At 34.8% G+C, this 21,689-nt stretch carries 26 protein-coding genes; 13 read left to right on the top strand and 13 right to left on the bottom strand.

Annotated elements, in window-relative coordinates; genetic code table 11:
- The first annotated feature begins 203 nt into the window (after positions 1 to 203).
- A complete protein-coding gene (locus ACFO7M_RS13045; protein WP_379715587.1) occupies positions 204 to 569 on the top strand; it encodes a cupin domain-containing protein in 366 nt (121 codons plus the stop codon).
- A 14-nt stretch (positions 570 to 583) separates the two neighbouring features.
- Here the strand turns inward: ACFO7M_RS13045 and ACFO7M_RS13040 are convergent, their stop codons facing one another.
- Positions 584 to 1,639: a DUF3810 domain-containing protein gene (locus tag ACFO7M_RS13040; protein WP_379736102.1), complete on the bottom strand. Its 1,056-nt coding sequence runs from the start codon at positions 1,637 to 1,639 to the stop codon at positions 584 to 586.
- 131 nt (positions 1,640 to 1,770) lie between these two features.
- Between ACFO7M_RS13040 and ACFO7M_RS13035 the strand changes: the two genes are divergently transcribed.
- Positions 1,771 to 3,237 (top strand): aminoacyl-histidine dipeptidase, encoded by a 1,467-nt coding sequence (locus ACFO7M_RS13035; RefSeq protein WP_379715581.1) that lies wholly within the window; start codon positions 1,771 to 1,773, stop codon positions 3,235 to 3,237.
- A 158-nt stretch (positions 3,238 to 3,395) separates the two neighbouring features.
- Positions 3,396 to 3,542, top strand: a complete 147-nt coding sequence (locus tag ACFO7M_RS13030; RefSeq protein WP_379715578.1) for a hypothetical protein — start codon at positions 3,396 to 3,398, stop codon at positions 3,540 to 3,542.
- A gap of 110 nt (positions 3,543 to 3,652) precedes the next feature.
- On the opposite strand, the gene ACFO7M_RS13025 is transcribed toward ACFO7M_RS13030, so the two are convergent.
- The 12 genes from ACFO7M_RS13025 to ACFO7M_RS12970 all read right to left on the bottom strand — a co-directional run bounded on the left by ACFO7M_RS13025 (position 3,653) and on the right by ACFO7M_RS12970 (position 14,403).
- Entirely contained in the window at positions 3,653 to 4,381 is a 729-nt protein-coding gene (locus ACFO7M_RS13025) for a DUF4369 domain-containing protein (protein WP_379715575.1), read from the bottom strand.
- A gap of 99 nt (positions 4,382 to 4,480) precedes the next feature.
- Positions 4,481 to 6,340: a peptidase M61 gene (locus ACFO7M_RS13020; RefSeq protein ID WP_379736100.1), complete on the bottom strand. Its 1,860-nt coding sequence runs from the start codon at positions 6,338 to 6,340 to the stop codon at positions 4,481 to 4,483.
- Between the two features lie 84 nt (positions 6,341 to 6,424).
- Positions 6,425 to 6,703: a TIGR03643 family protein gene (locus ACFO7M_RS13015; RefSeq protein WP_379715569.1), complete on the bottom strand. Its 279-nt coding sequence runs from the start codon at positions 6,701 to 6,703 to the stop codon at positions 6,425 to 6,427.
- Between the two features lie 77 nt (positions 6,704 to 6,780).
- Positions 6,781 to 7,605, bottom strand: a complete 825-nt coding sequence (locus ACFO7M_RS13010; RefSeq protein ID WP_379718971.1) for a sterol desaturase family protein — start codon at positions 7,603 to 7,605, stop codon at positions 6,781 to 6,783.
- Positions 7,606 to 7,644: 39 nt separating this feature from the next.
- Positions 7,645 to 8,241, bottom strand: coding sequence for an alpha-ketoglutarate-dependent dioxygenase AlkB family protein (locus ACFO7M_RS13005; protein WP_379736098.1), 597 nt, complete (start codon positions 8,239 to 8,241; stop codon positions 7,645 to 7,647).
- Between the two features lie 56 nt (positions 8,242 to 8,297).
- On the bottom strand, positions 8,298 to 9,002 hold the full coding sequence (gene aqpZ, locus ACFO7M_RS13000; protein ID WP_379736096.1) for an aquaporin Z: 705 nt from the start codon (positions 9,000 to 9,002) through the stop codon (positions 8,298 to 8,300).
- Between the two features lie 22 nt (positions 9,003 to 9,024).
- Complete coding sequence (locus ACFO7M_RS12995) at positions 9,025 to 9,378, bottom strand: MauE/DoxX family redox-associated membrane protein (protein ID WP_379715559.1); 354 nt, start codon at positions 9,376 to 9,378, stop codon at positions 9,025 to 9,027.
- A gap of 55 nt (positions 9,379 to 9,433) precedes the next feature.
- On the bottom strand, positions 9,434 to 10,327 hold the full coding sequence (locus ACFO7M_RS12990; protein WP_379736094.1) for an EamA family transporter: 894 nt from the start codon (positions 10,325 to 10,327) through the stop codon (positions 9,434 to 9,436).
- Positions 10,328 to 10,397: 70 nt separating this feature from the next.
- Positions 10,398 to 11,564 carry a DUF1501 domain-containing protein gene (locus ACFO7M_RS12985; RefSeq protein WP_379736092.1) on the bottom strand — a complete coding sequence of 389 codons (1,167 nt, stop codon included), beginning with the start codon at positions 11,562 to 11,564 and terminating at the stop codon, positions 10,398 to 10,400.
- A gap of 11 nt (positions 11,565 to 11,575) precedes the next feature.
- Positions 11,576 to 12,958, bottom strand: a complete 1,383-nt coding sequence (locus tag ACFO7M_RS12980; protein ID WP_379736090.1) for a DUF1800 domain-containing protein — start codon at positions 12,956 to 12,958, stop codon at positions 11,576 to 11,578.
- Positions 12,959 to 13,101: 143 nt separating this feature from the next.
- Positions 13,102 to 13,896: a hypothetical protein gene (locus ACFO7M_RS12975; RefSeq protein ID WP_379736088.1), complete on the bottom strand. Its 795-nt coding sequence runs from the start codon at positions 13,894 to 13,896 to the stop codon at positions 13,102 to 13,104.
- A gap of 102 nt (positions 13,897 to 13,998) precedes the next feature.
- A complete protein-coding gene (locus ACFO7M_RS12970; RefSeq protein WP_379736086.1) occupies positions 13,999 to 14,403 on the bottom strand; it encodes a DUF2721 domain-containing protein in 405 nt (134 codons plus the stop codon).
- A gap of 684 nt (positions 14,404 to 15,087) precedes the next feature.
- Here ACFO7M_RS12970 and ACFO7M_RS12965 point away from each other — a divergent pair.
- The 10 genes from ACFO7M_RS12965 (at position 15,088) to ACFO7M_RS12920 (ending at position 21,619) form a co-directional block, all read left to right on the top strand.
- Positions 15,088 to 15,558 (top strand): hypothetical protein, encoded by a 471-nt coding sequence (locus ACFO7M_RS12965; RefSeq protein WP_379736084.1) that lies wholly within the window; start codon positions 15,088 to 15,090, stop codon positions 15,556 to 15,558.
- A 317-nt stretch (positions 15,559 to 15,875) separates the two neighbouring features.
- A complete protein-coding gene (locus ACFO7M_RS12960; protein WP_379736082.1) occupies positions 15,876 to 16,379 on the top strand; it encodes a hypothetical protein in 504 nt (167 codons plus the stop codon).
- A gap of 340 nt (positions 16,380 to 16,719) precedes the next feature.
- Positions 16,720 to 17,274 carry a hypothetical protein gene (locus ACFO7M_RS12955; protein WP_379736080.1) on the top strand — a complete coding sequence of 185 codons (555 nt, stop codon included), beginning with the start codon at positions 16,720 to 16,722 and terminating at the stop codon, positions 17,272 to 17,274.
- 376 nt (positions 17,275 to 17,650) lie between these two features.
- Positions 17,651 to 18,088, top strand: a complete 438-nt coding sequence (locus ACFO7M_RS12950; protein WP_379736078.1) for a hypothetical protein — start codon at positions 17,651 to 17,653, stop codon at positions 18,086 to 18,088.
- A gap of 272 nt (positions 18,089 to 18,360) precedes the next feature.
- Entirely contained in the window at positions 18,361 to 18,669 is a 309-nt protein-coding gene (locus ACFO7M_RS12945; RefSeq protein WP_379736076.1) for a hypothetical protein, read from the top strand.
- A 143-nt stretch (positions 18,670 to 18,812) separates the two neighbouring features.
- The gene (locus ACFO7M_RS12940) at positions 18,813 to 19,355 is read left to right on the top strand and encodes a hypothetical protein (protein WP_379736074.1); all 543 of its coding nucleotides are present in this window, start codon (positions 18,813 to 18,815) and stop codon (positions 19,353 to 19,355) included.
- Positions 19,356 to 19,753: 398 nt separating this feature from the next.
- Entirely contained in the window at positions 19,754 to 20,314 is a 561-nt protein-coding gene (locus tag ACFO7M_RS12935) for a hypothetical protein (protein ID WP_379736072.1), read from the top strand.
- 153 nt (positions 20,315 to 20,467) lie between these two features.
- Positions 20,468 to 21,022 carry an REP-associated tyrosine transposase gene (locus ACFO7M_RS12930; RefSeq protein WP_379736070.1) on the top strand — a complete coding sequence of 185 codons (555 nt, stop codon included), beginning with the start codon at positions 20,468 to 20,470 and terminating at the stop codon, positions 21,020 to 21,022.
- Position 21,023: 1 nt separating this feature from the next.
- Positions 21,024 to 21,257 carry a hypothetical protein gene (locus ACFO7M_RS12925; protein ID WP_379736068.1) on the top strand — a complete coding sequence of 78 codons (234 nt, stop codon included), beginning with the start codon at positions 21,024 to 21,026 and terminating at the stop codon, positions 21,255 to 21,257.
- The gene (locus ACFO7M_RS12920) at positions 21,257 to 21,619 is read left to right on the top strand and encodes a hypothetical protein (RefSeq protein WP_379736066.1); all 363 of its coding nucleotides are present in this window, start codon (positions 21,257 to 21,259) and stop codon (positions 21,617 to 21,619) included. Before ACFO7M_RS12925 ends, ACFO7M_RS12920 begins: the two co-directional genes overlap by 1 nt.
- Positions 21,620 to 21,689: the final 70 nt, after the last annotated feature.

Here is a 21,689-nt window from a genome sequence, read left to right as displayed (position 1 = left end):
TACAATCAATAGAATTTATGAACTAATGTAATTTTGGCTCATGCCTGTATTTCTTATTGCTTTTATAAACTTATATAGGCTTATTTTTTCGTAACTTTAATAGACTTTTCTGCAAGGCTATGTATTTCCTTAAACACTACCCATCTGTTTAAAAAGGGAAGCCGAAAACACATAGAGTAGGCGTAAATTCAATTGGAGTGAATATGAAAAAATTAGTAAAGACAATACTGTTGACTTTTGTGTTTGTAGTATTTGTCAGTGTAGCAAATGCACAAGAACAAAAAGAACCGTGGCCAGGTGTAACCGCCAAAGTATTAACAGAGAGCGATAAATTGATTGTAACACAGGTAACCTTTGCACCTGGGGCTGTGGCCGATTGGCACTCGCATAAATTGCATGCGGTTTATGCAATAACCGATTTAAAAATGAAGGCAGAAGAAAAGGGGAAAGAACCGGTTACTGTCGAATTAAAAGCAGGGGATGCTGTTTCTTTACCAGCGGTTAAGCATAAAACAACGAATATCGGGGATGCTGCATTTACGGTGATAGTTACCGAAATGAAGAAATAAAAAACGAAGTTGGATTATAACGTTTTTTTATCGTAATAATTAACCAGTAAATCAACGAATTTACTGTAGCTTTCCATGCCGTCTTTTTGCTGGTTCATCTTTAGAAAATTATCATAGATGACTTCAAAAAAGTCGTCTATGATGGTTTTGTATTTTTTTCGGTGTTCTTCACTTTCCTTGAAGTTTTTTAAAATGCCCGGATGAAGGGTAGACAGTAATTCTTTGAAGGTTCGCTCATCTTTCATGCCAATATTCGATAAACAATAGCGTAAAGCATAAGTATAACCCGAATATTTAAAATATAAATCGTCGTTTTGTGTTGAAGATAAAAAACCAATAAAATTACATTCGCTTTCACTACCGTATCCTAATTGATGTGCCATTTCGTGGCAAGTTGTCGCAGGGATGTTATATGCGGGAATTTTATTATTTACTTGTGCTTCATTGGTAAAGGGATTCAAATAGCCTCCAAAACCCATGTAGGTTAATGGATAACTTAGGAGAGATTCTTTTTGGCTGGGTAGCCTATAATTGAAAAGCGAATACTGTTTATTTAGTTTTTGATATCCATTGAGTGATTTTTCGAAAATTTCTCTTTGAGAAAATGGGACAATCACTTTTTTGGCCGTGTCTTGGGTAATTTGAAACTGGATTTCGTTGGTTTTAGCGATTAGTTTTTTGGTAAAATTCACCAGTTGTTCATGTGTATATTCCTTTTTTAGGCTCATTTTTTCTGAAAGTGGCAATCGGTAGTAATTCAAAGCCCATAAAAAATGGAAGAAAAAATACACTATTGATAGAAGGTTTAATGCTGCTATTGACCTTTCTTTGAGTGTAGTTGTTTTCCAATTTTTCTTCAGCCAAAAAATAATCCATACAATCAGTATTGCATATAAAATATCTCCCACAGAAAAGGGAACCCAACCTAGAAGAGTTCTCAAGAATCCAGAAATAGTAGGATATAAACCGTTACTGTAATTGCTTTCAACGAATTCAGGGAAATTGGAAAGGATTTTCAATAGGATGAATTGAACAACAAAGAATAGCGGTAAAAGGTATTTTCGGCTCACAAAAAAACGGTTTAAAGGGTAAATATAAACATTATCAAGTATAGAAAAAGTGTTTAAACTTTGTAACTTTGACACTTTGTAACTTACATCCTAGCCAATTGGCTAATGGAGCATAATTAAACGAACTAAAAATGAGTCAGGAAATAAGAAATTTGGAGCCAAAAGCGCTTTGGAACAAGTTTGCCGATTTAAACGAAGTGCCACGTCCGTCAAAGAAAGAAGAACGTGTAATTGAATTCATGAAAAATTTCGGAAATAGTCTGGGTTTAGAGACTTTTGAGGACGAAATTAGAAATGTAATCATTCGTAAACCGGCAACCCCGGGTATGGAAAACAGAAAAACCATCGTAATGCAAGGACATTTGGATATGGTACACCAAAAAAATAATGATACAGTGTTTGATTTTGATAAACAAGGTATTGATATGTATGTAGATGGTGACTGGGTTCGTGCCAAAGGAACTACGCTTGGTGCCGATAACGGTTTAGGTGTTGCAGCTATTATGGCCATTTTAGAAAGTAAAGATATTCCACATCCAGCCATTGATGCGTTGTTTACCATTGATGAAGAAACAGGTATGACTGGTGCTTTGAATCTGAAAGGTGGAATTTTAAAAGGGGAAATTCTTTTGAATTTAGATACAGAAGAAGATGATGAAATTGATATAGGATGTGCAGGTGGAGTTGATGTAACTGCCGTACGCGGTTATAATGAAGAAGAAACCCCTGAAGGATCTGTAGGTTATACAATTACTGTAAAAGGGTTGAATGGAGGACACTCCGGAATGGATATTCATAAAGGATTGGGTAATGCCAATAAAATAATGAATCGTCTATTGTTCGACGGTTTTGAGAATTTTGGACTACAGATTGCCGAAATTTCCGGAGGTAGTTTGCGTAATGCAATTCCAAGAGAAAGTGTTGCAAAAGTAATTATTGCTGGAATGTACGATGAGGCGTTTGTGTTTGATATGCAAGAAGTAATCAATGATATTAAAGCAGAATTCAAAACGACAGAACCAAAACTGGAAATCCTGATTGAAAAATCAAAAGCAACTCCTGCCAAAGTGATGGATTTGGGAGTGCAGGAAGGTTTATTACGTGCAATATACGCTGCGCATAACGGTGTGTACCGAATGAGTGCTGATATGGAGGATTTAGTTGAAACTTCTAATAATATTGCAAGAGTAGTGGTTAAAGAAGGCGAAATATCAATCCAAAACTTGACACGTTCTTCTGTAGAATCTTCAAAATTTGATTTGGCCAATGCATTGCGTTCCGCTTATGAATTGTTTGGATGTGAAGTGACTTTTTCAGGTTCTTATCCTGGTTGGACTCCTAACGTACAATCGGAGATATTAGATACTTTAGTTACTATCTATGAAAAACAAAATAATGAAAAGCCTAAAGTAGTTGCATGTCACGCCGGATTGGAGTGTGGTATACTGGGTACCAATTACCCTGGAATGGATATGATTTCTTTTGGGCCTACTATCCATGGTGCGCACAGCCCTGATGAAAGGGCTTCGATTAAATCTTCACAGAAATTCTGGAAGTTCTTGTTGGAAATCTTAGCCAATATTCCTTCAAAAAATTAAAAAGAAAACCCGTCTTAAGTAGGACGGGTTTTTTTTAACTTGAAATTTAAGATTTTTTGAGGAAAAACCTTACAAATTTTAATTATGTTTCACTTAGTTTTACTACCGTAATAATTAATTAAAAAACTAAAAAAAACATGATTAAAAATCTTTCAAATTTGTCTGGCGCAGAAGAACTGAGCAAGGCAGAACAAAAAGCTATTGTTGGAGCAGCACCTATCAGAAGATGTTGTGAGTGGGATTACAACGCAAATGGTGTACGTGTTTGTACACTATGGGTAAGCGGAACACAATATTGCCCATAAGTAATTTTTGAAATTGTCTTGTTTAGAGATGATTTATTTTTTTAGCGAAATAAAAAACCCCATTCGGTATACTGAATGGGGTTTTTATATGAGATGTATTTGTATTAAAATTATTCAATTTCTTTTGCAGGAGGTGTCTTTTTAATTTCCTTTAAATACTCAGTGAATTTTTTACCGTATTTTGATTTAGCAACCTCTGGAGTCATTGCTTTGTGTATTCTGTCCAGAAATTTAGGTTGCATGTCATAAATGTCGGTTAGAGCAATATAGGGTGCGATTTCTTTATCCGCATTGGTTAATGCAAAGTTACCGGCATATAAATAACGTTTCTTTAATAATGCTTCTTGTTTCTTTTGGTTTGCTTCTTCAGAATAGTTTTTATTGCCTTTCAATCCCATTAGCTGTTCTTTTAAAAGTACGAGCTGTTGATCATTGAACTTAGAAATGATATCCTTGTATTTGTCATACAACTCATGGTTTTTTGAACCGGTGATTTTAGCATCTGCCAAAAAGAAGTCCAAATCTGTATCGATATTTATTTTTCCTGGTTCAGCAAAGAAAAGTAAGTTGTTATCGATTGAATTGGTTACACCACGGTCTACGAAAAGATATAGCATTTCAGGAGATTCAAGATTGATGTGGCTTTTAAAGGCAGAACTACCATTTAGAATGATGGTGTCTAAAGCAATCAAAGTGGTGTCTTCAACTTTTTGGATATATAATTTTCCTTTTTTTAGTCCTTTAATATTTCCTGTGATTTCAAGGTTTCCTTCTGCTTTTTTCTCGCCGCAAGAAATCAATACAGTCAATGATAATACTGCAATAAATAATTTATACATAGCTTTTTGAAATTTGCCGCAAAATAATAAAAAAATCCTCAATTTAATGTTTAAACTGAGGATTTATATTTTTGATTTTAAAAGCTGTTATTGTTTAAATTAGCCTTTTAACCATGCTTCGCGTATAGTTTTTTTGGAATCGTCTGTAGATTTGTAACCTTCCACTTCTTCAAATGGTAATTTTACTTTTCCTTTTAATTCCTGTTCTTTTCCATCACGTTTGATTTTAACAGCGATAGCATCGTCTTCTTTCCAGCCTTGACTTTCCATAATCATATCGTAGATATTGTCAAGATTGTAGTTTTTACCATTAACGCTGGTTATTATATCTCCGGGTTTAATTCCTAATGCTGGATAGAACTCAGGTAGTTCAATTCCAGGAATAACAACGATTTCTTTTGTTTGTGGATTTACCGTAATAAAAGGTGCCTGTTGTTTGTAGAATGGATTTCCTGCTACTTTGGTTTTTGCAGCTGTTACACCCATTCTGCTGAAAAATTGATCGTAAGGAATTGGTGTTGGACCTTCGACATAGGTTTTGAAAAACTCACCTACTTTAGGATAGGTTAAAGCAACAATTTTATCGAATAACTCTTCGTCTTTAAAAGGTTTTTTGATTCCGTATTCGTTATTTAATTTTTGCATTAAATCCAAAATACCTCTTTGACCATTGCTTTCTTCACGAATAATCATATCAATACACATACCTATTAGTGCTCCTTTTTGGTATACATTAAGGTATTGGTCTTTGTAAGGTTGTTCTAATACGTTCGCACTCATTTGAGTAAACGGCATGGTGTCATTCATAGTTGAAGCCTGACGGATTTTGTCTGACATTCTTTCGAAGAATTCCTCTTCAGTGATTAACCCTTGGTTTACTTGAAACAAGTTGGCAAAATATTCAGTTACCCCTTCATACATCCATAAGTGTTTTGACATTTTTGGTGCATTGAAATCAAAATAGTGAATTTCGTTAGCATGAATACCCAGAGGTGTAACAATGTGGAAGAATTCGTGCGATACAATATCTTTTAATTGCTCGTCCATTTGATCGGCTTGCATTACTTCTGGCATTACAACAGTAGTTGAAGTAGTGTGTTCTAGTGCGCCAAATCCTTTTGCATCTTTTTTAGAAACGTCAGACAAATAAATTAGGACAGCATATTTTTTAGTGTTATTAATTGGGCCAAGGAATTTCTTTTGGGCTTTCATCATTTTCTCCATGTTTGGAGTGATGTCGGCTGCTTTGAATTTTCCGGTTGGAGAATATACACTGATAATAATGTCCATATCTTCTACTTTGAACGTAGTGTAATCAGGTTTTGTATACATGATTGGATGATCCACTAATTCAGCATATCGAGATGATTTGAATGTATCTGAAGTAGCACTTGCATCGGTATCTACCAATGCGGTTGCTCCGTATAAGGTTTCAGGATGAGCAATTGTTAAGGTATAAGGAACTTCTTTTTTGTCGGAGAAATAGCCCACAAATCCGTGCGTATTAATCATAAAACAGTTGGGATCGATGTTGGTTCCTGCAGGAGAGAATACATCTTTTCCGCCTAAACCACCTTGAACTTCTTGGTCGTAGGTATCGTTAACCCAATAGGTTACTTTGCTTAGTTTTTTTGCACCTTTGATACGCCAAGTATTATCATCAATTTTTGCCGCTTCTAAAGTTTTTCCTTTGGCATCGAAAGCTTTTAAATTTTCAATGTATTTTCCGTAATTGTCTGTAGAATAAGTTCCCGGAACAGTTTTTGGAATATTAAAGGTAATTACATCTTCGCTTACTTTGGTAGGCATTACAGTTACCATTAATTTGTCATCATTGATTTTATTTAAATCAATACTCACCTGAACTTCAGCGCCTGTTTTGTTTTTAGACTTGCTTTGTCCCGTCATACAGCTTATTGCAAATAAGGCAAAAGAGGCTGCGATAAGTGTTTTTTTCATTTTTTTCGTTGTTAACTGAGTATATGTAGTTATCCTTTCCTTTTTGTTACAAAAAAACTCCTGATTTTAGCAGGAGTTTAACATTTAATCAAATTTATTTTTCAAATAATATTTCCCATCCAAGTCGTCATCAAAATCATCAATATTCACTTGTTTAGGTTTCGGTTTGGAGGCCGTGACCTTCTTCTTCCAAAGTTCAAACTGATCTTTAGATAAGCGTTTGCGCATCAATTCGGTTACATCATTTTCTGTAATACCGAATTCTTCTTTGATTACTTCAAAGGGTTTGCGTTCTTCCTGTGCCACACTGATTAGTCTTTCTAATGTTTCTCTGTCTAAATCAGCTATTTTACTTTTTCTCATTTATAAAATGTTAATTCAAATAAATCTGTGCAATACTTATACCAATATTACTAAAAATTGATTAAGAAAAAAAATTTTTATACATCTGGATTTCGATATTTTTGAAAGGGAATTACTAATAAATTCTTTAAATTATTGTTTTCTTCTGGTTTCATGTGAGTGTCTACACCATAGATTAATTCTTCTCGTGGCATCACCAAAAAAGTACCGAATAGTCGATCCCAAATTGAAAAGATATTGCCATAGTTGCTATCAGTATAAGGCAGTTGGTAATGGTGGTGAATTTTGTGCATATCCGGGGAAACAATTAGATAGCTTATCCATTTGTCTATATTTTTAGGCATCTTCATGTTGGCATGATTGAATTGCGACAAGAAAACAGAAAGTGATTGATATAAATAGAAAAGCCAAATAGGTGCACCAACTATTACTATGGCTAAAATAGTAAAGGTAAAACGAATCAAGCTTTCGCCTGGGTGATGCCTGTTGGCGGAAGTGGTATCTATCCAAGTATCTGTATGATGGATGAGATGGAAACGCCATAATAATTTTGTTTTGTGTTGAACAAGATGTGCGGTGTAGGCTCCAATTAAATCCATAAACAATAAACCGATAATGGCTTGTAACCAAAGATTGTCTAAGTGCAGCCAATAAATAATGCCAAATTGATTCTCACTTACCAAAACGGAACTTTTGTATAACAAGAAAGCCAAAGAAAAGTTAATGAGTATAGTTGTTATGGTAAAGAAAAAATTGATTAAAGCATGCTGCCATTTGTGGTATTTGAATTTAAACAATGGAATGCCACTTTCAATCATCCAAAACAAGGTGATTCCTCCTATTAATATAGCACTTCGATGAGAAGAGGGAATGGTTTCAAAATAATTGATGATTTCGTTGATCATAATTTGGGTTGATTTTAACCAAATTTACTAAAAAAACTATTTGATAATTCGGAAGGTAAGATTTATTCTTGGGCCAATTTCCTTTTTGGTTTTCGGAATCTGATGTTTCCAGAAATGTTGTGTGCTTCCTTTCATAATGAGTAGGCTTCCGTGTTGTAATACGATATTCTGTTTGATCTCTTTTGTATTGTGTTTAAGCTGGAAGGTTCTCTCTGTTCCAAAACTAACTGAGGCAATAATGGGGTTTCTGCCCAATTCTTTTTCATTGTCAGCATGCCAACCGTTACTGTCTTGTCCGTCACGATAATAATTCGCAAGTACTGTAGTAAAATTGACATGGGCATTCTTTTCCACTTCTTCTTTGATGTACATCATAGTGGGAGTCCATTGATGGGGTTGCATTACAATGTTGGAATATCCATAAGGTTTTCCTTCATTACCATACAGACATGTAAGTCGGGGTTGAGGATGTGTTTTTCCAAATACAATAATGTCATCTTGCTGCCAGGGTGTTTCTTGTAATACTTTTTGAAACAAATCATTGGCAACCGATCTGTCTAAAAAAAGAGGGAAATACTCTATTTCGGCATCGGGTAGGTTGAAAACTATTTTTTCATCGGGGAATAAACTCATAGTTCAAAAATAAAAAAAGCGATGGTAATCCATCGCTTGGCTTGTAATTATTTTGATTATTCTGCTATTGTTTCCATTGTTGATTTGTAGATAAAACCTGCAGCTATTGCACCGGCTATAGGTGCTACCCAAAACAACCATAATTGTAGTAAAGGCTCTCCTCCAGCAAATAAAGCTTGAGATAAAGAGCGGGCTGGGTTTACCGATGTATTCGTAATTGGAATGCTCACTAAATGGATCAGTGTTAGTGCCAAACCTATGGCTAGTCCTGCAAATTTACCATTAGCAAAACGATCAGTCGCTCCTAAAATGATAAGTAGAAAGAAAAAGGTGAGTAGGAACTCTGTGAGGAAAGCGGATAGTAAAGGATAACCATCCGGTGAAAAAGCGCCATATCCATTGGAAGCAAAGGCACCGGCTTTGGAATTGTCTATGGCAAAGCCTTCTTTGCCGGATAGAATGAGGTACAAACAACCCGCTGCTACTAATGCACCAACACACTGTGCGAGAATGTATGGCAGCAAATCTTTGCCGTCAAATCTTTTACCTGCCCATAGTCCGAGAGAAACTGCCGGATTGAAATGGCCTCCAGAGATGTGTCCTACGGCATAAGCCATGGTTACTACTGTAAGTCCGAATGCTAGTGATACTCCTGCATAGCCAATACCTACATTTGGTATGCCTGCTGCAAATAAAGCACTTCCACATCCGCAAAAAACTAACCAAAAGGTTCCGAAAAATTCTGCTGTAACATTTTTCATAGACGTATATTTAGTTGATTATTCAAGTGTATTGAAAAGCCCAATATATCAGTAAAAGTTGTAAGGGAAGACGAAGCAGTCGCATCCATTTGGGTAAACCCAAACTCGCTTTGTCATTCTTGTACATGTGAAGATTGGCAGGGAAGATAGCGATTAGTAAAGCGATTATACCCCAAGCAGCATATTGAGAAAGTAGCGGGATGCAAAGGCAAATCCCTAAAATAATTTCAGCCAAGCCACTCATCCAATTGATTTGGTTGGGGTTGGAAAAGTAAGGAGGAATTATTTTGAGATACACTCTCGGGTTCCTAAAATGGTTAATTCCCGCAACGACATAGAGCAATGCCATTACATACAAATGCCAAGGTAAACTCATAAGTAAAGTTATTTCTTACGAATTTACCTAAAATAAATGGATATAGAGTTTTTTTTTACCTTTTTCTGAACTGGATATTCATAATGATAATCGCTAGGATAATCAGAACGATACCAATCCATTGTGAGAAGATAACCGTTTCATTTAAAATGATAAATGCCATCATTACCGAAACAGGTAATTCCAATGAAGAAACAATACTTCCCAATCCGATTCCTGTATACGGGAAACCTGCATTCATTAATATTGGAGGGATGATTGTTCCAAATAATGCCAAAACTATTCCCCATTTTGTGAAAATAGCCATATTGAAGGGTGTTACTTGAGTCGCAATTGAAAATCCGAAGACAATAACAGCACCACCCAACAACATATACAAACTACGTTGCGCAGATGAAATACCCAAAGCAATTCTATTAGCGGTAAACATAGTAGTAGTAAAAGATGCGGCTGCCAATAATCCCCACATGATTCCTCTCCAGTCCAATTCGATGTTGCTATTGAATAAATTGGTAGCTAAAGCAGTTCCGATCAATACAATAGAAACCGAAGCAATTTTTTGCATGGAAGGGGCTTTTTTATCTAAGAACCATTCCAATAACACACCCATCCATACGGTTTGCATTAAGAGCACAATACCAATTGAAACGGGGATGTATTTCACGGCTAAATAATAAAAAACGCTGGTCATTCCTAGTGAAGTTCCTGCTAACATCAAGTGAGTGATGTTTTTAAGAGAAGCTTTGACTACGTCGTCTTTCTTTTTGAATTTCTGGAATCCGTTAATAAGTAACATTCCTAAAATTCCTAGGATGAACTGTGAAGAAGTGACTTCAGCAGTAGTAAAATTTTCCTTATACGCCAGCTTTACAAAAGTGGCTAACATTCCATAACTCGTTGCACCTAATCCTACAAGGAAAACTCCTTTCAACATACTGTTCTTTGTCATTTTTTCATTTTTAAAAAGCCGGCAAATATAATTCATAGTTATGAGTTATACGTTATTTCTACCGTTTTTTTTAAAATAGACCGGATAACGGAGCATTTGAAATGCCTATTTTTCGATAGTCAAATTGGAGCTTTTCTTGCAGTAAACTTGCGTAAACACTACGGAAGTCGGTTTCGAATTGTAAATCCCCTTGATCCAGTTGCAGGAGGTTGGGATTGTTGCCTATGACTTTACCTTTGGTATTACCTCCAATAATGAACATCGGGGCTGCTGTACCGTGATCGGTGCCATTTCCATTGTCTTTGACTCTTCTTCCGAATTCAGAGAAAACCACGATGGTAACTTTCTCTAGAACATTGGCTGTTTTTAGATCGGTATAGAATGAAAACAGCGCATCGTTTAGCTCAGTGAGTTTGTTTTTGTGAATGGCCAATTGGTTATCGTGTGTATCAAAACCGCCCAGTGAAGTATAGTATACTTTAGAGTTGAGGTTTCCTTTGATCAAACGAGCAATCCATTCCAGGTTTTTAGACAACCCGGTTTTAGGGTAAGTAATGTCCTGTTTGGATTGTGCCAGCGCTTTTTGGATTTCTTCGGAACCTTCAGTAACCGAATTGGCAATCTTTCTTACGAAATCCAATTGCGGATTGTTGGATAGTTGTACCTGTTCCGGTTCTTCAGCTTTTGATTTGAAGCGGTTGGGATCTTTTACAGTAATAGCATTCGGTTCTTCGCCTTTGAGTGCTAAATTGTCTATCGAATCCAGATTGATACCTGCTGTTGGGGTATGTTCGTTGCATTGGAAGTCCAAGTAACGTCCTAACCAACCGTTATTTTCATAGTGATTGGAGGCGGTGGCAGTTTGCCATATCTCTTGGCTGCGGAAATGCGAACGATTGGGTTCGGGATACCCTACATTCTGAATCACGGATAGGTGCCCATTTTGCTGTATTTGAGCAAATCCTTTTAAAGCGGGATGCCATGCCATGCCTTTATTTTTACCGATTACTTCGTCTTTGGATAACGCTATTTTAGGCCGATTGAAAAAATAGGCTTCATCTTCGATAGGAACGAAGGTATTGAGACCGTCGTTTCCACCATTCAATTGAATAAAAACCAAACATTGTTCACCTACGATCAAATTGGATTGTGTGCCATAGGCAAATAAGAAATCGGGAAGGAGTAAGGCGCCTCCGGTGAAGGTTCCTGTTAACGATAAAAAGCTTCTTCTGTTCATGATGGTTGGTTTTAGATTAACTGGAATTCGGGTGTTTTTACTATGGTGTTGAATAAACGTATGACGGCTTGGTTTGCATTGGCTTCCTCAGGATTGAAGTCGTATTTCAATACAGCTTCAAAATCCTTTTGTGTATTTTCGTCGACTTGAAAAAGGAGTCGGTTAGTAAGGTTATGAATAATTTCTGTATTGGTTTTTCCTTTCCATTGCAGTTGTATCGGTATTTTTTGGATAGCGGCATTTTCTGAATTACTCTCTTTGAGTATTCTTCGATTGATGGTCTTTCCGTTGCAGAATAAATCGGCAACATTGTTACGTTGCAAGTAAATTTGTGAAGTAAGCCATGCCTTTCCACCTTCCCATCCTTTTACATTGGGCTGATTGAACAAATCCATTCCTTGTTCTTTGAGGAAGAAAGACAGCACCTGATTATTGGGCAAATTGATATTGAGTTCCGAAAGCAACTGAAGGCTGTATTCTAGTGGGTTTTTAATTTTGGTACCCGCATTGTTTTTGGCGTATTCTTCGGTGAATAGTTTTTGCAATAAGGGCTGTATTTCGAAGTTTACGCTTCGGAAATAGTCACCGTATTCTTTTACTAAGGTTTCAGAAGGTGTGTCATATAGGAACCATTGCAGTATTTTTCGGGTAAGGAAATACGGCGCGCTTTTCTGTTCGAAGATGATATCCACTAAATCGTCGGCTTTGAAATGACCTGTTTTGCCCAGATAGGTAATGGTTTCATTGTTTTCGAAAATAGGACGGTATACCGCATGCTTTTCACCAATGCCTAATCCTGCCAGCGCTTTAGCGCCATTCTGAATGTCTTTTTCGGAGTAATTACCAATGCCTAAAGTGAACAATTCCAGTAACTCCCTACTCAGGTTTTCGTTGATTTTACCGTTACGGTTGTCGACATTATCCAGATAGCGCACCATAGCATTGGAACGAACAACGGCTTTGGTCAGTTCTTTAAAGTTACCGAACGCATTTTCACGGAGCAACTGATTGTGTTGGAACACCCAGTGATTTACTTTCACCTTCTGGAAAGTAGCTACGAAATGATTGTGCCAGAAGCAGGTCATTTTCTCGCGTAACGGAAATTCTTCCTTTTGCATCTTGTTGATCCACCAGGCTTTCATGGCTACCGAAGTTTTGATTTCCTGATTGAGCATTTTCTTTACCTCGTCAGGATTGTTCTCTTTGAGTTTTTGTCGTGTTTCTCGGAGTTCTTTGAGCGATTTCGGACTATTGTCGAGAAACTCCGGAATGGAAGCGTCAAAAGCAGTGGCAAAGGATTTGGCAAGAAAGGTTTCGAATCCGATGGTATCAATAGAGGCGGCCTGCTTGTTTGAGAAGCCTAAGCGTAAGGACCATAACGTTGATTTGTTCATAGCGTGCGTTTCGAGATTAGACTGTGCAATCGGGAATAGGTTTAAAGTCGTGTTGTTAATTGTTTTATGGTTTATGGATTGTTATAGATTGTTGAGGCTTGGAAGGACATAAAAAAATCCGGAGTAATACCCCGGATTGTGTTTTATCGTCTTCTGACTCTGACTGCTTTTACATTGCCTCTTCGTCCTTTGTGCACTACTGTTGTGCCTCTTTTGCTTTTTACCACCAAAGTAGAAGAATGTCTTCTAGGTCCGTAGGTTTTGTGTACTACCACTCTTCGGGTTGGAGTACGGTGCATATAAGTTTTGTGCACATGGCAGCGCGATACAAACATTGTATGTCGAATAGGTCTCCATGGTCTCCACCAGCGTGGATAGGCTGCCCAGCGTACTGATGAAGTCCAAACACGATAACCGGGCGCATAGATGAAACGTACTGCGGGCCATCCCCAAACATTTACCACTACACGTGAAGTAAGTACTTCGGGCATTGCAGGTCCTTTCTTGTCTTTATCCATAGCGTCTTTTGTATCGAAAGGTTCAGCAATGGTGTTATCGGCATATAAATCTTCATCGCCAATGATTTGAAGCTGTGCTTCTTCTTTTCCTGTTTTTTCAATAGCTATGGTAGCGATATCTTGTTTGTCGTTATTTCCCAAAAGCGCCGTTAGTACAATTACATGTTTGTCGTCTTCCATAATGTCTTCTACGGTGATGTAATCGATATCGCCATCGTTATTCAGGTCTAGATTGTTTACGTCGTTCTTTTCATTATTGATTGCTTCTTCAAACTGTTCCAAGGTATTGGCTTTTTTGAATAAGGACACCGCACCTTCCAGACTGAAGTTTTCTCCAGCAAATTCTGGTGCATCGTTGTCTTGACTAAAGGCAGCTGTTGTTCCGAAAACAACCAACATTGAGGCAAAATACTTTTTCATAGTTTTTATTTTTTGGTTTGACAATAAGACTCGATTGGGTTCAAAAGGTTTAATGGGTTGGTTTTATTTTTTAGCATTTTAATTGGTTAGTGAATTTACTGATTAATCATTTTTGGTAAATTCTTCCAAATCGCTGAGGTGAACACGAAGTGCGTTTACCGAAATGCTGATTTCCCAAAAGGAAGTGGCCAATGAGATCAACAAGCTGAGCATGCTCATTCCGAACAAGTAGATGGCGATGTTTTGAAGATCGATAAACAAAAGCAACATGGCAAATACGGAGAGGAACAGGCAAAGTACTCCCATAAGCTGCATGAAACGAATTAAAGTAAGTCGTTTGTTGAGGTTTTGGATTTCCAGAAGAATGGATTTGTTGTGTACTTCCTTGTAGTTCTTTTTCAAGCTACGGATGATTTGGGCAATGGTTAGGAAACGGTTGGTATATGCCAGCAGAATTAAGGAAGTGGCGGAGAATAATAAAGCGGGCGTTTCTATGGATAACGTCATTGTTGGGATATTGTTTGTGGTTTATGCTTTAAAGTTACGAAGTTTTGTTTTTAGATGGTTACGGAAAAGAGAAGGAATGTCTTCTATTTTTGGGTTTGTGGTAAGGGATGTGTTATGTTGTGTTGATTAGAGTGAGGGTAATTGGGTAGAAATGGGTGTAGCGTGAGGGATGACTTAAAGTATAGTGTAGGTCAAGTTGAACTACTAGAGCACTCCATTAGTACACGTTATAAATACGCCATATATACGCTATATATACGCTATATATACTACTTCTTCAAAAGAGGTTTTGGAGTTGTTGAAGTTGGTAGTAAATGGTTTGTTCCTGTTTTTTTTGTGTGTTATTTGTTGCAGTTGGAATTGATTGTGTTACTTTGGTGCTACAATTGGTTCGTGGGTGTACCGTTGTAGCCGTTCGGAGTCTATTGGAGTTTACTGGGATTGGTGGAATATCTTTGTAATTTATAGCTCAAAGTTAGGAAATCCAAGCTGCGATGGAGTCAAGCTTTGGATGACTGGGGCTCAAAGTCGGAAGAATTTGCGCAGCGTGGAGAAAATACCAGAATGTGAATGTAAAATTAAAAGATTCATAACACTATTTCGTTTTGTTATACTCGGGTGCAAATCACTGCAATCGGAATGGGTATAAGAGGATATGTTTCAGTTGAATAATAAATTTAAGATATGTATAAGGTTTTGTTTTTGTATCTATTCGTATATGGTTATGGAAGTTTTGACTTTCCATTGCATGAAATTTGGATTCCCAAAAGTATAAATTGGAAATCGCCAAGTTTTGCTACTTTCTATTTTTATGACAATAAGTTTATTAAAATTACTTCAACACAAAGTTTGAACAAGGACGGTACAATCAATTTAATTTCTGGAGGTGGTTTTATTTTGAGTGAAGGTTATCTGGAAAAGTCGAAAGAGAATGTTTATGTCTGTTATGAGAGAATTGTTTACCGAAGTATAGAATTGACCAACGAAAAATTACCTCAAGATTATACACAAAGCTTACTTTTAGTAGAAAATAATAAATTTAGGTATCATGGGGAGCAGTATGAAAAGACGAAAAAATATACTGAAGAAAGTAAGGTGCAGCTTGATAAAATAAAAAATAACTTCATTCCAAGTCTGTTGGATAATAGAAATTAGAACGGATTGCTTGGATTTACTTCAATCCCGGAAAATTGGATAGCTCAAAGACGGGAGACTTTGCGCAGCGGGGAATTGAAAAACTCAGATTTGATAATCTTAGATTGTAACGAGCCTAAAGATGTTACGTAGACTTTACAAGGTGGATATATTAGCAATCGACACATGGAAGTGAAAATAATGTGTATGTATAAAATTTTGCTTAATAATGTTGTGTTGAAAAAAAATCAATAAAATAAAAAGCATTTTTTGAAGTAAAAAAAGCCTAATATACCAGCTGGAAAGACATATGAATATTCTACAAAAATCGATTAAACATGAAGAAATTTAATTTTAAAAAGAATGAGATTTATAAAATAAACGTGCCTTCTGAATTTGAAATAGAAACTATTTTAGAAGAATATTGTGATTTTTCAAATTTCAAATCAATGTCACCTATTTTGAATGCGTTTTCATTTGATTCTGAAAAATTCGATCCAATTGTTTTGTCTAAATATACTGAGCAATATGAATTAACTAAAAGCTATTTATATTTCTATGATGAGAAAAAAGACTTGCCAATACGACAACTTTCAGTTAAGCAGAAAATATTTTTAAACATTATGACTGTTTTAAGTAAATACGATTGTATTGCTTTTTCATTTGAATCTCTTAGTGAAAACACAAAAAGAGATTTAATTTATCTTTTCAATTATTTATGTAGTTATAAAGAAGAGAAAACATTTGTAACTTTTGATTATTCAAATACAAATCATGAATATAGAAAATTACAGTTTTGTAAAGTAACACCCACTTGGGGAGAGGAGATTTTGGAGAGTTAACTTCCAACATGAAAAGATTGTTTTGTTAGTATTTCAAAATAAAATACCCCGCTGCGCAAAGTCTCCCGACTTTGCGCAATAATAAACAAAAAGCTATAGCAGCAATGTTGTGGCTTTTTTATTTAAAAAAGTGATTTATTATATTTGAAAAAACGCAAAGTCGGGAGACTTTGTGTGGCTGGTTAATAGAAATTAGAACGGATTGCTCGGATTTACTTCAATCCCGGAAAATTGGATAGCTCAAAGTTAGGAAATCGAAGATTCGATAGAGTCAAACTTTGGGTAGTTAGCTAACATCAGTCCAAATAAAGAGTAAAAAGACATTTTTAAACCCAAAATAATGAAAAAACATCTATTTTTTATCCTTTTGCTACTATTTTCATTGGGTATCACTTCATGTCAATCTCAAAAAATACCTGAAAACAACATAAAATTATTTCAATTTGAGGATTTAAATAATGGTTCTGTTAGATTGAGGAAATATGTGGCTTCAGTTTCAGTTCATAAAGAAGTAGAGAAGGAAAATCCATACACCATTGTAATTTTTAAAAAAATTAAGCAATATACAGTAACCATAAATAGTATTCCAAATGAAGTGGTTTTTGAATTCGGTCAAAGAGAAAAAATTTTTATTACTCAAAATCAGAGTAATGTCAAGGAAATGATTTTGACTGATATGAATAAGGAAGAGTTTATGTCCAAACTATTTGAGCTAAAGATTTCGAATATGAAATTAGAAGATGAATTCAAAAAATTTAAAGAGAATAGATTTTATGGAATTAGAATTTATAAGGAGTATGTGATTTTATACACTAACGTAACCCAAAAAAATAGAAATAAATTCAATGCTTCTCTTGCTTCGTTTACTTTATTATCAGATCAGAGTAGTGAATAGTTTTTTAAATGGGAATAACAGGCCCTATAAAGCGGAAATGTTTTTCACGCCCACTGAGATTAGAAATCCCCACTGCGCAAAGTCTCCCGACTTTGAGCAATAATAAACAAAAAGCTATAGCAGCAATGTTGTGGCTTTTTTTATTTAAAAAGTGATTTATTATATTTGAAAAAACGCAAAGTCGGGAGACTTTGCGCAGCTGGTTTTTACAATACCAAGGGACTATTGTAAAAATTAAATACTCTGACTTAAATACTTCTATTGATAGAATAAACGAGGCAAAATGAAAAAAATAACTTTACTATTTATATCTTTTTTTTTATTGAATTCATGTAAAACCTATATAGATACACAGAATGATATCAAATCGGATTCAATGGAATTTATTTATAAAGAAAAAGAGAATCAATTTCTTTACAAATCAAAACTTTATTCAAAAGCAGGAAATGATATTAAATATTCCAATCATTTCAGTATTAATTTACCGAAAAAAATAAAGAATTGGCATATACTTGGAAATGAGTTTTATTTCGAATATGATTCTAAACAAATGATTTATATTAATTCAGGCTATAAGAATGTTGGTAATGAAGTTGATTGGAGTTTAAATGATTTTCCTGAAAATAAGATTTATAAAACTTTTGGGGATTATTGGGAAGAAAGAAATTATAATGAAAGTAGTTTATATAATAGTTTAAAAGAAAGAATAAATAAATCTTATTCGGATGGGAAGGTTACGATAGTTCTCTGTAATATTAAGCAAGAAAACTATGTAGCATTTTTAGAAAAAATTAAAACTTTTAAATATTTTTAAACCCAATAGCCCCGCTGCGCAAAGTCTCCCGACTTTGAGCAATAATAAACAAAAAGCTATAGCAGTAATGTTGTGGCTTTTTTATTTAAAAAAGTGATTTATTATATTTGAAAAAACGCAAAGTCGGGAGACTTTGTGTGGCGGCTAATAGAACATAATTATGAGATTTTTTATATTCAGTGTTTTCTTTTTTTTAACATCTTGCAACACTAAAAAAAAAAATTGTTGGATTATATTCTTTGGATAAAAAGCCCAATTCATATAATGTAATTTTGAAATTAGATGAAAATAATAGATATTTTTTAAAAACTCTTTCTACTGGAATTAGTGGTCAAACTAATGGTTATTGGAAAAATAATAAAAAGCACATCATACTTTTTCCTGATGGACCAATTTATAGAGAGGTAGATTGGGGAGATTCTATCGAGAAAGTTGAAGTTTTTAGACCATTTGACGATACTCTTAAATTTAGGATTAAAGGGAATAAGCTAATAAAGAAAGACTCTGTAAATTCAATAATATTATTTAAAGAGAAGATAAAACAAAATAGTATCTATTCAATAGATAAAGTATCAATTTAGCGCACACTCGCTGTGTTCGAGTACAAATTCACGCTGTCGGGTAATGATGACAATACGATTCTAGAAATTAATGTCAATTGATTTTGATTAGGTGCACGAGCTAGAAGCTCGCGCCAGCGTGGGGAAAATTTTCAAAATAAGTTATGAGAAAGATTATATATATATCATTTTTGATTTTGGCTTCGTGTACAAAAACACAAAACAATGAGAAGAAAAGTCGAATCGAAATCATTCAAGATTTAAGGATACAGGCAATTACAAATGGTGATGATTATTCATATGGGACATATATTGATTTTGTTAATCAAGAAAATAAATACTTTGACATGTTATCCATTTCATTAATAATGAACCATAGATATAAAAATGAAAAATCATATTATCAAATATATCGTGCTATTGTCTCAATGAACAATAATTCTTCATACCATCCAAAACAGCTTGAGTACGTTCATGAAATCGATAGAAATTACGCACTTTATTATCTCAGAGAAGGAGCGAAAAGGAATGATATAGCTTGTCAAACTACATTAGAGAAAATTTATAGAAATGGATATGGAGTGAAGGTAGACTCTAAAAAATCAGATAGTTTATATACTATTTTAGAAAATAACAAAGCCTTTGGAGATTTCTATAGGAAAAACAGAGAAAATAAAAAAAATGTAGACGAAATTGGTAATGGATAATGTAGGTATTGTAACCCGATAGCCCCGCGCTGGCACCAGCGTCTCGCTGGTGCGCACAACATAAAAACCAAAAATCCCCACGCTGGCGCGAGCTTCTAGCTCGTGCACAAAGTAAAGTTTTATAATCTTTACAAAAGCCCCCGCTGCGCAAAGTTTGACTACGTCGAATCTTCGATTTCCCGACTTTGAGTAAATTAAATATCAAATAAAACTAAAGCTACAGAAGTGATGATGTGGCTTTTTTATTACTATTGCATATGAGAAATTAGTTACACGCCATGAAAGAAGGATATGTTAAAAGAGATCAGGAAAGTTCAATTTTATAGCTGTACGCTGGTGGATTGGATTGCTCAAAGTCGGGAGACTTTGCGCAGCTGGTGTAATATATATTATAGAATATGAGAAGATATAAGTTAACTATACCGATGATGTTGCTTTTAGTATTATTGAATAGCTGTATTTCATTTAAAACTGATTTACTTCAAAATGGAGGAAAAAACGAAGCTATTGCAAATGCAATTTTAGATTTTTCAAATAGGGAGATATTATTCAAAAAACATAATGTTTTTTCAATAAGCATAACAGAATTGGAAAACAATAAAGATTTTTTAATTGTTAGAATAGGTAGAAATAATAAAAGGATTCTTGTTACATCCGAGACCATAGTCGGTAGTAAAGGTAAAATGCCATCTAGATATGTAGAAAAAAATAACAAATTGTTTTATTGGTGGGATGACGATTATCCGCTTACTAAAGATGTAATTGAGACATATCGAAAATATAATTTACTACAAAGTGACGAGGGTGGTTGGATTAAAATGCCTGATTACAAAATTGATGATAGTCAAAAAGCAGTACATTATTATTTTTGTAAAAAAAATCTAAATAAATATAGGAAAGTAATAACAAATATAGGGATTGGTTATTATGCTCTACCTGAATTGAAATGTGAAAAATAATCCCACGCTGGCGCGAGCTTCTAGCTCGTGCACAAAGTAAAGTTTTATAATCTTTACAACCCGATAGCGCGGATTTGCAATCCGTGCCCACAAAGAGAATAAATAAAAACTACAACCCTAAAAAAGTTGTAGTTTTGTTTTTATATACACGCCATGTCAACAAAGTATAAAGCCATAACAACTGAAGATGCCTATTTTATAACCATAACAGTAGTGGGTTGGATAGATGTTTTTACTAGACTCAATCAGAAAACTCTTCTTATAGAGGCATTACAGCATTGTCAACAGAAAAAAGGATTGGAAATATATGCTTATTGTATTATGTCGAGCCATATGCATTTACTTTGTAAAACAACAAATGGATTTATACTTTCAGACGTGATGAGAGATTTTAAAAAATTCACTGCAAAGAAAATAATTCAAACTATTATTGATGAACCTGAAAGCAGACGTGAATGGATGTTAGATTATTTTAAAAAATCTTGTAAACATTTAAAACGAGAACAACAATATAAAGTTTGGCAGGATGGCTACCATGCTGAAATCGTTGAAACGAATTGGTTTATTAAACAAAAAATAAATTACATTCATAACAATCCAGTCAAAGATAAAATCGTAGTTCATCCAGAGGATTATTATTATAGTTCAGCAAGGAATTATGCGGGATTGGAAAATGATTTAGAGATTGTTTTGTTAGATTTGTTTTGAAGTGGATTGCGGGCACGGATTGCAAATCCGCGCTATCGGGTTGCAGAATGTAAGTGATTCCAGTGGTAATAAGATTTATGCCCCAGGAGGTGATTCAAATACGGGAATTGCACCATTGAATACAAATTCAACAAAAGCTGATATACTAAGAGCTTATCCGAATAATCCTGCATTGCAGAGTTTACCAAATAATTTCACCTATAAATCAATATCAACATTAAAGTATAAAAGATAATGAAGAATGTATTTTGTTTCATATTTGTGTCAATTCTATTTGTCTCTTGTAAAGTAGCTAATGTAACCAAAGATTCCATGATTGGAATTTATACGGCTACAGGCAAAGATTACAGTTACCAACTTTCATTGAAAAATAACAATGAGTTCGTACTTAAATTTAAGTCAATGGAAACTAAATCAGGTTGCGAAGGAAAATGGGAATTTAAAAACTCTGATTTGATTATTTTAGATTGTAATGAACCCAAAGATGTTGCTGAAACTTTACAAGGTGGATATATGAGCAATCGACATATGGAAGTGAAGATAAAGTGTAAGGACAAAATTATACTCAATAATGTAGTTCTTAAAAAACAAGAATAAACCCGATAGCGCGGATTTGCAATCCGTGCCCACAAAGAGAATAAATAAAAACTACAACCCTAAAAAAGTT

Origin of the sequence: Flavobacterium sp. GCM10023249 (assembly GCF_042653365.1) — a bacterium.
GTDB lineage: Bacteria > Bacteroidota > Bacteroidia > Flavobacteriales > Flavobacteriaceae > Flavobacterium.
This window is presented reverse-complemented; position numbering and strand designations above follow the sequence as displayed.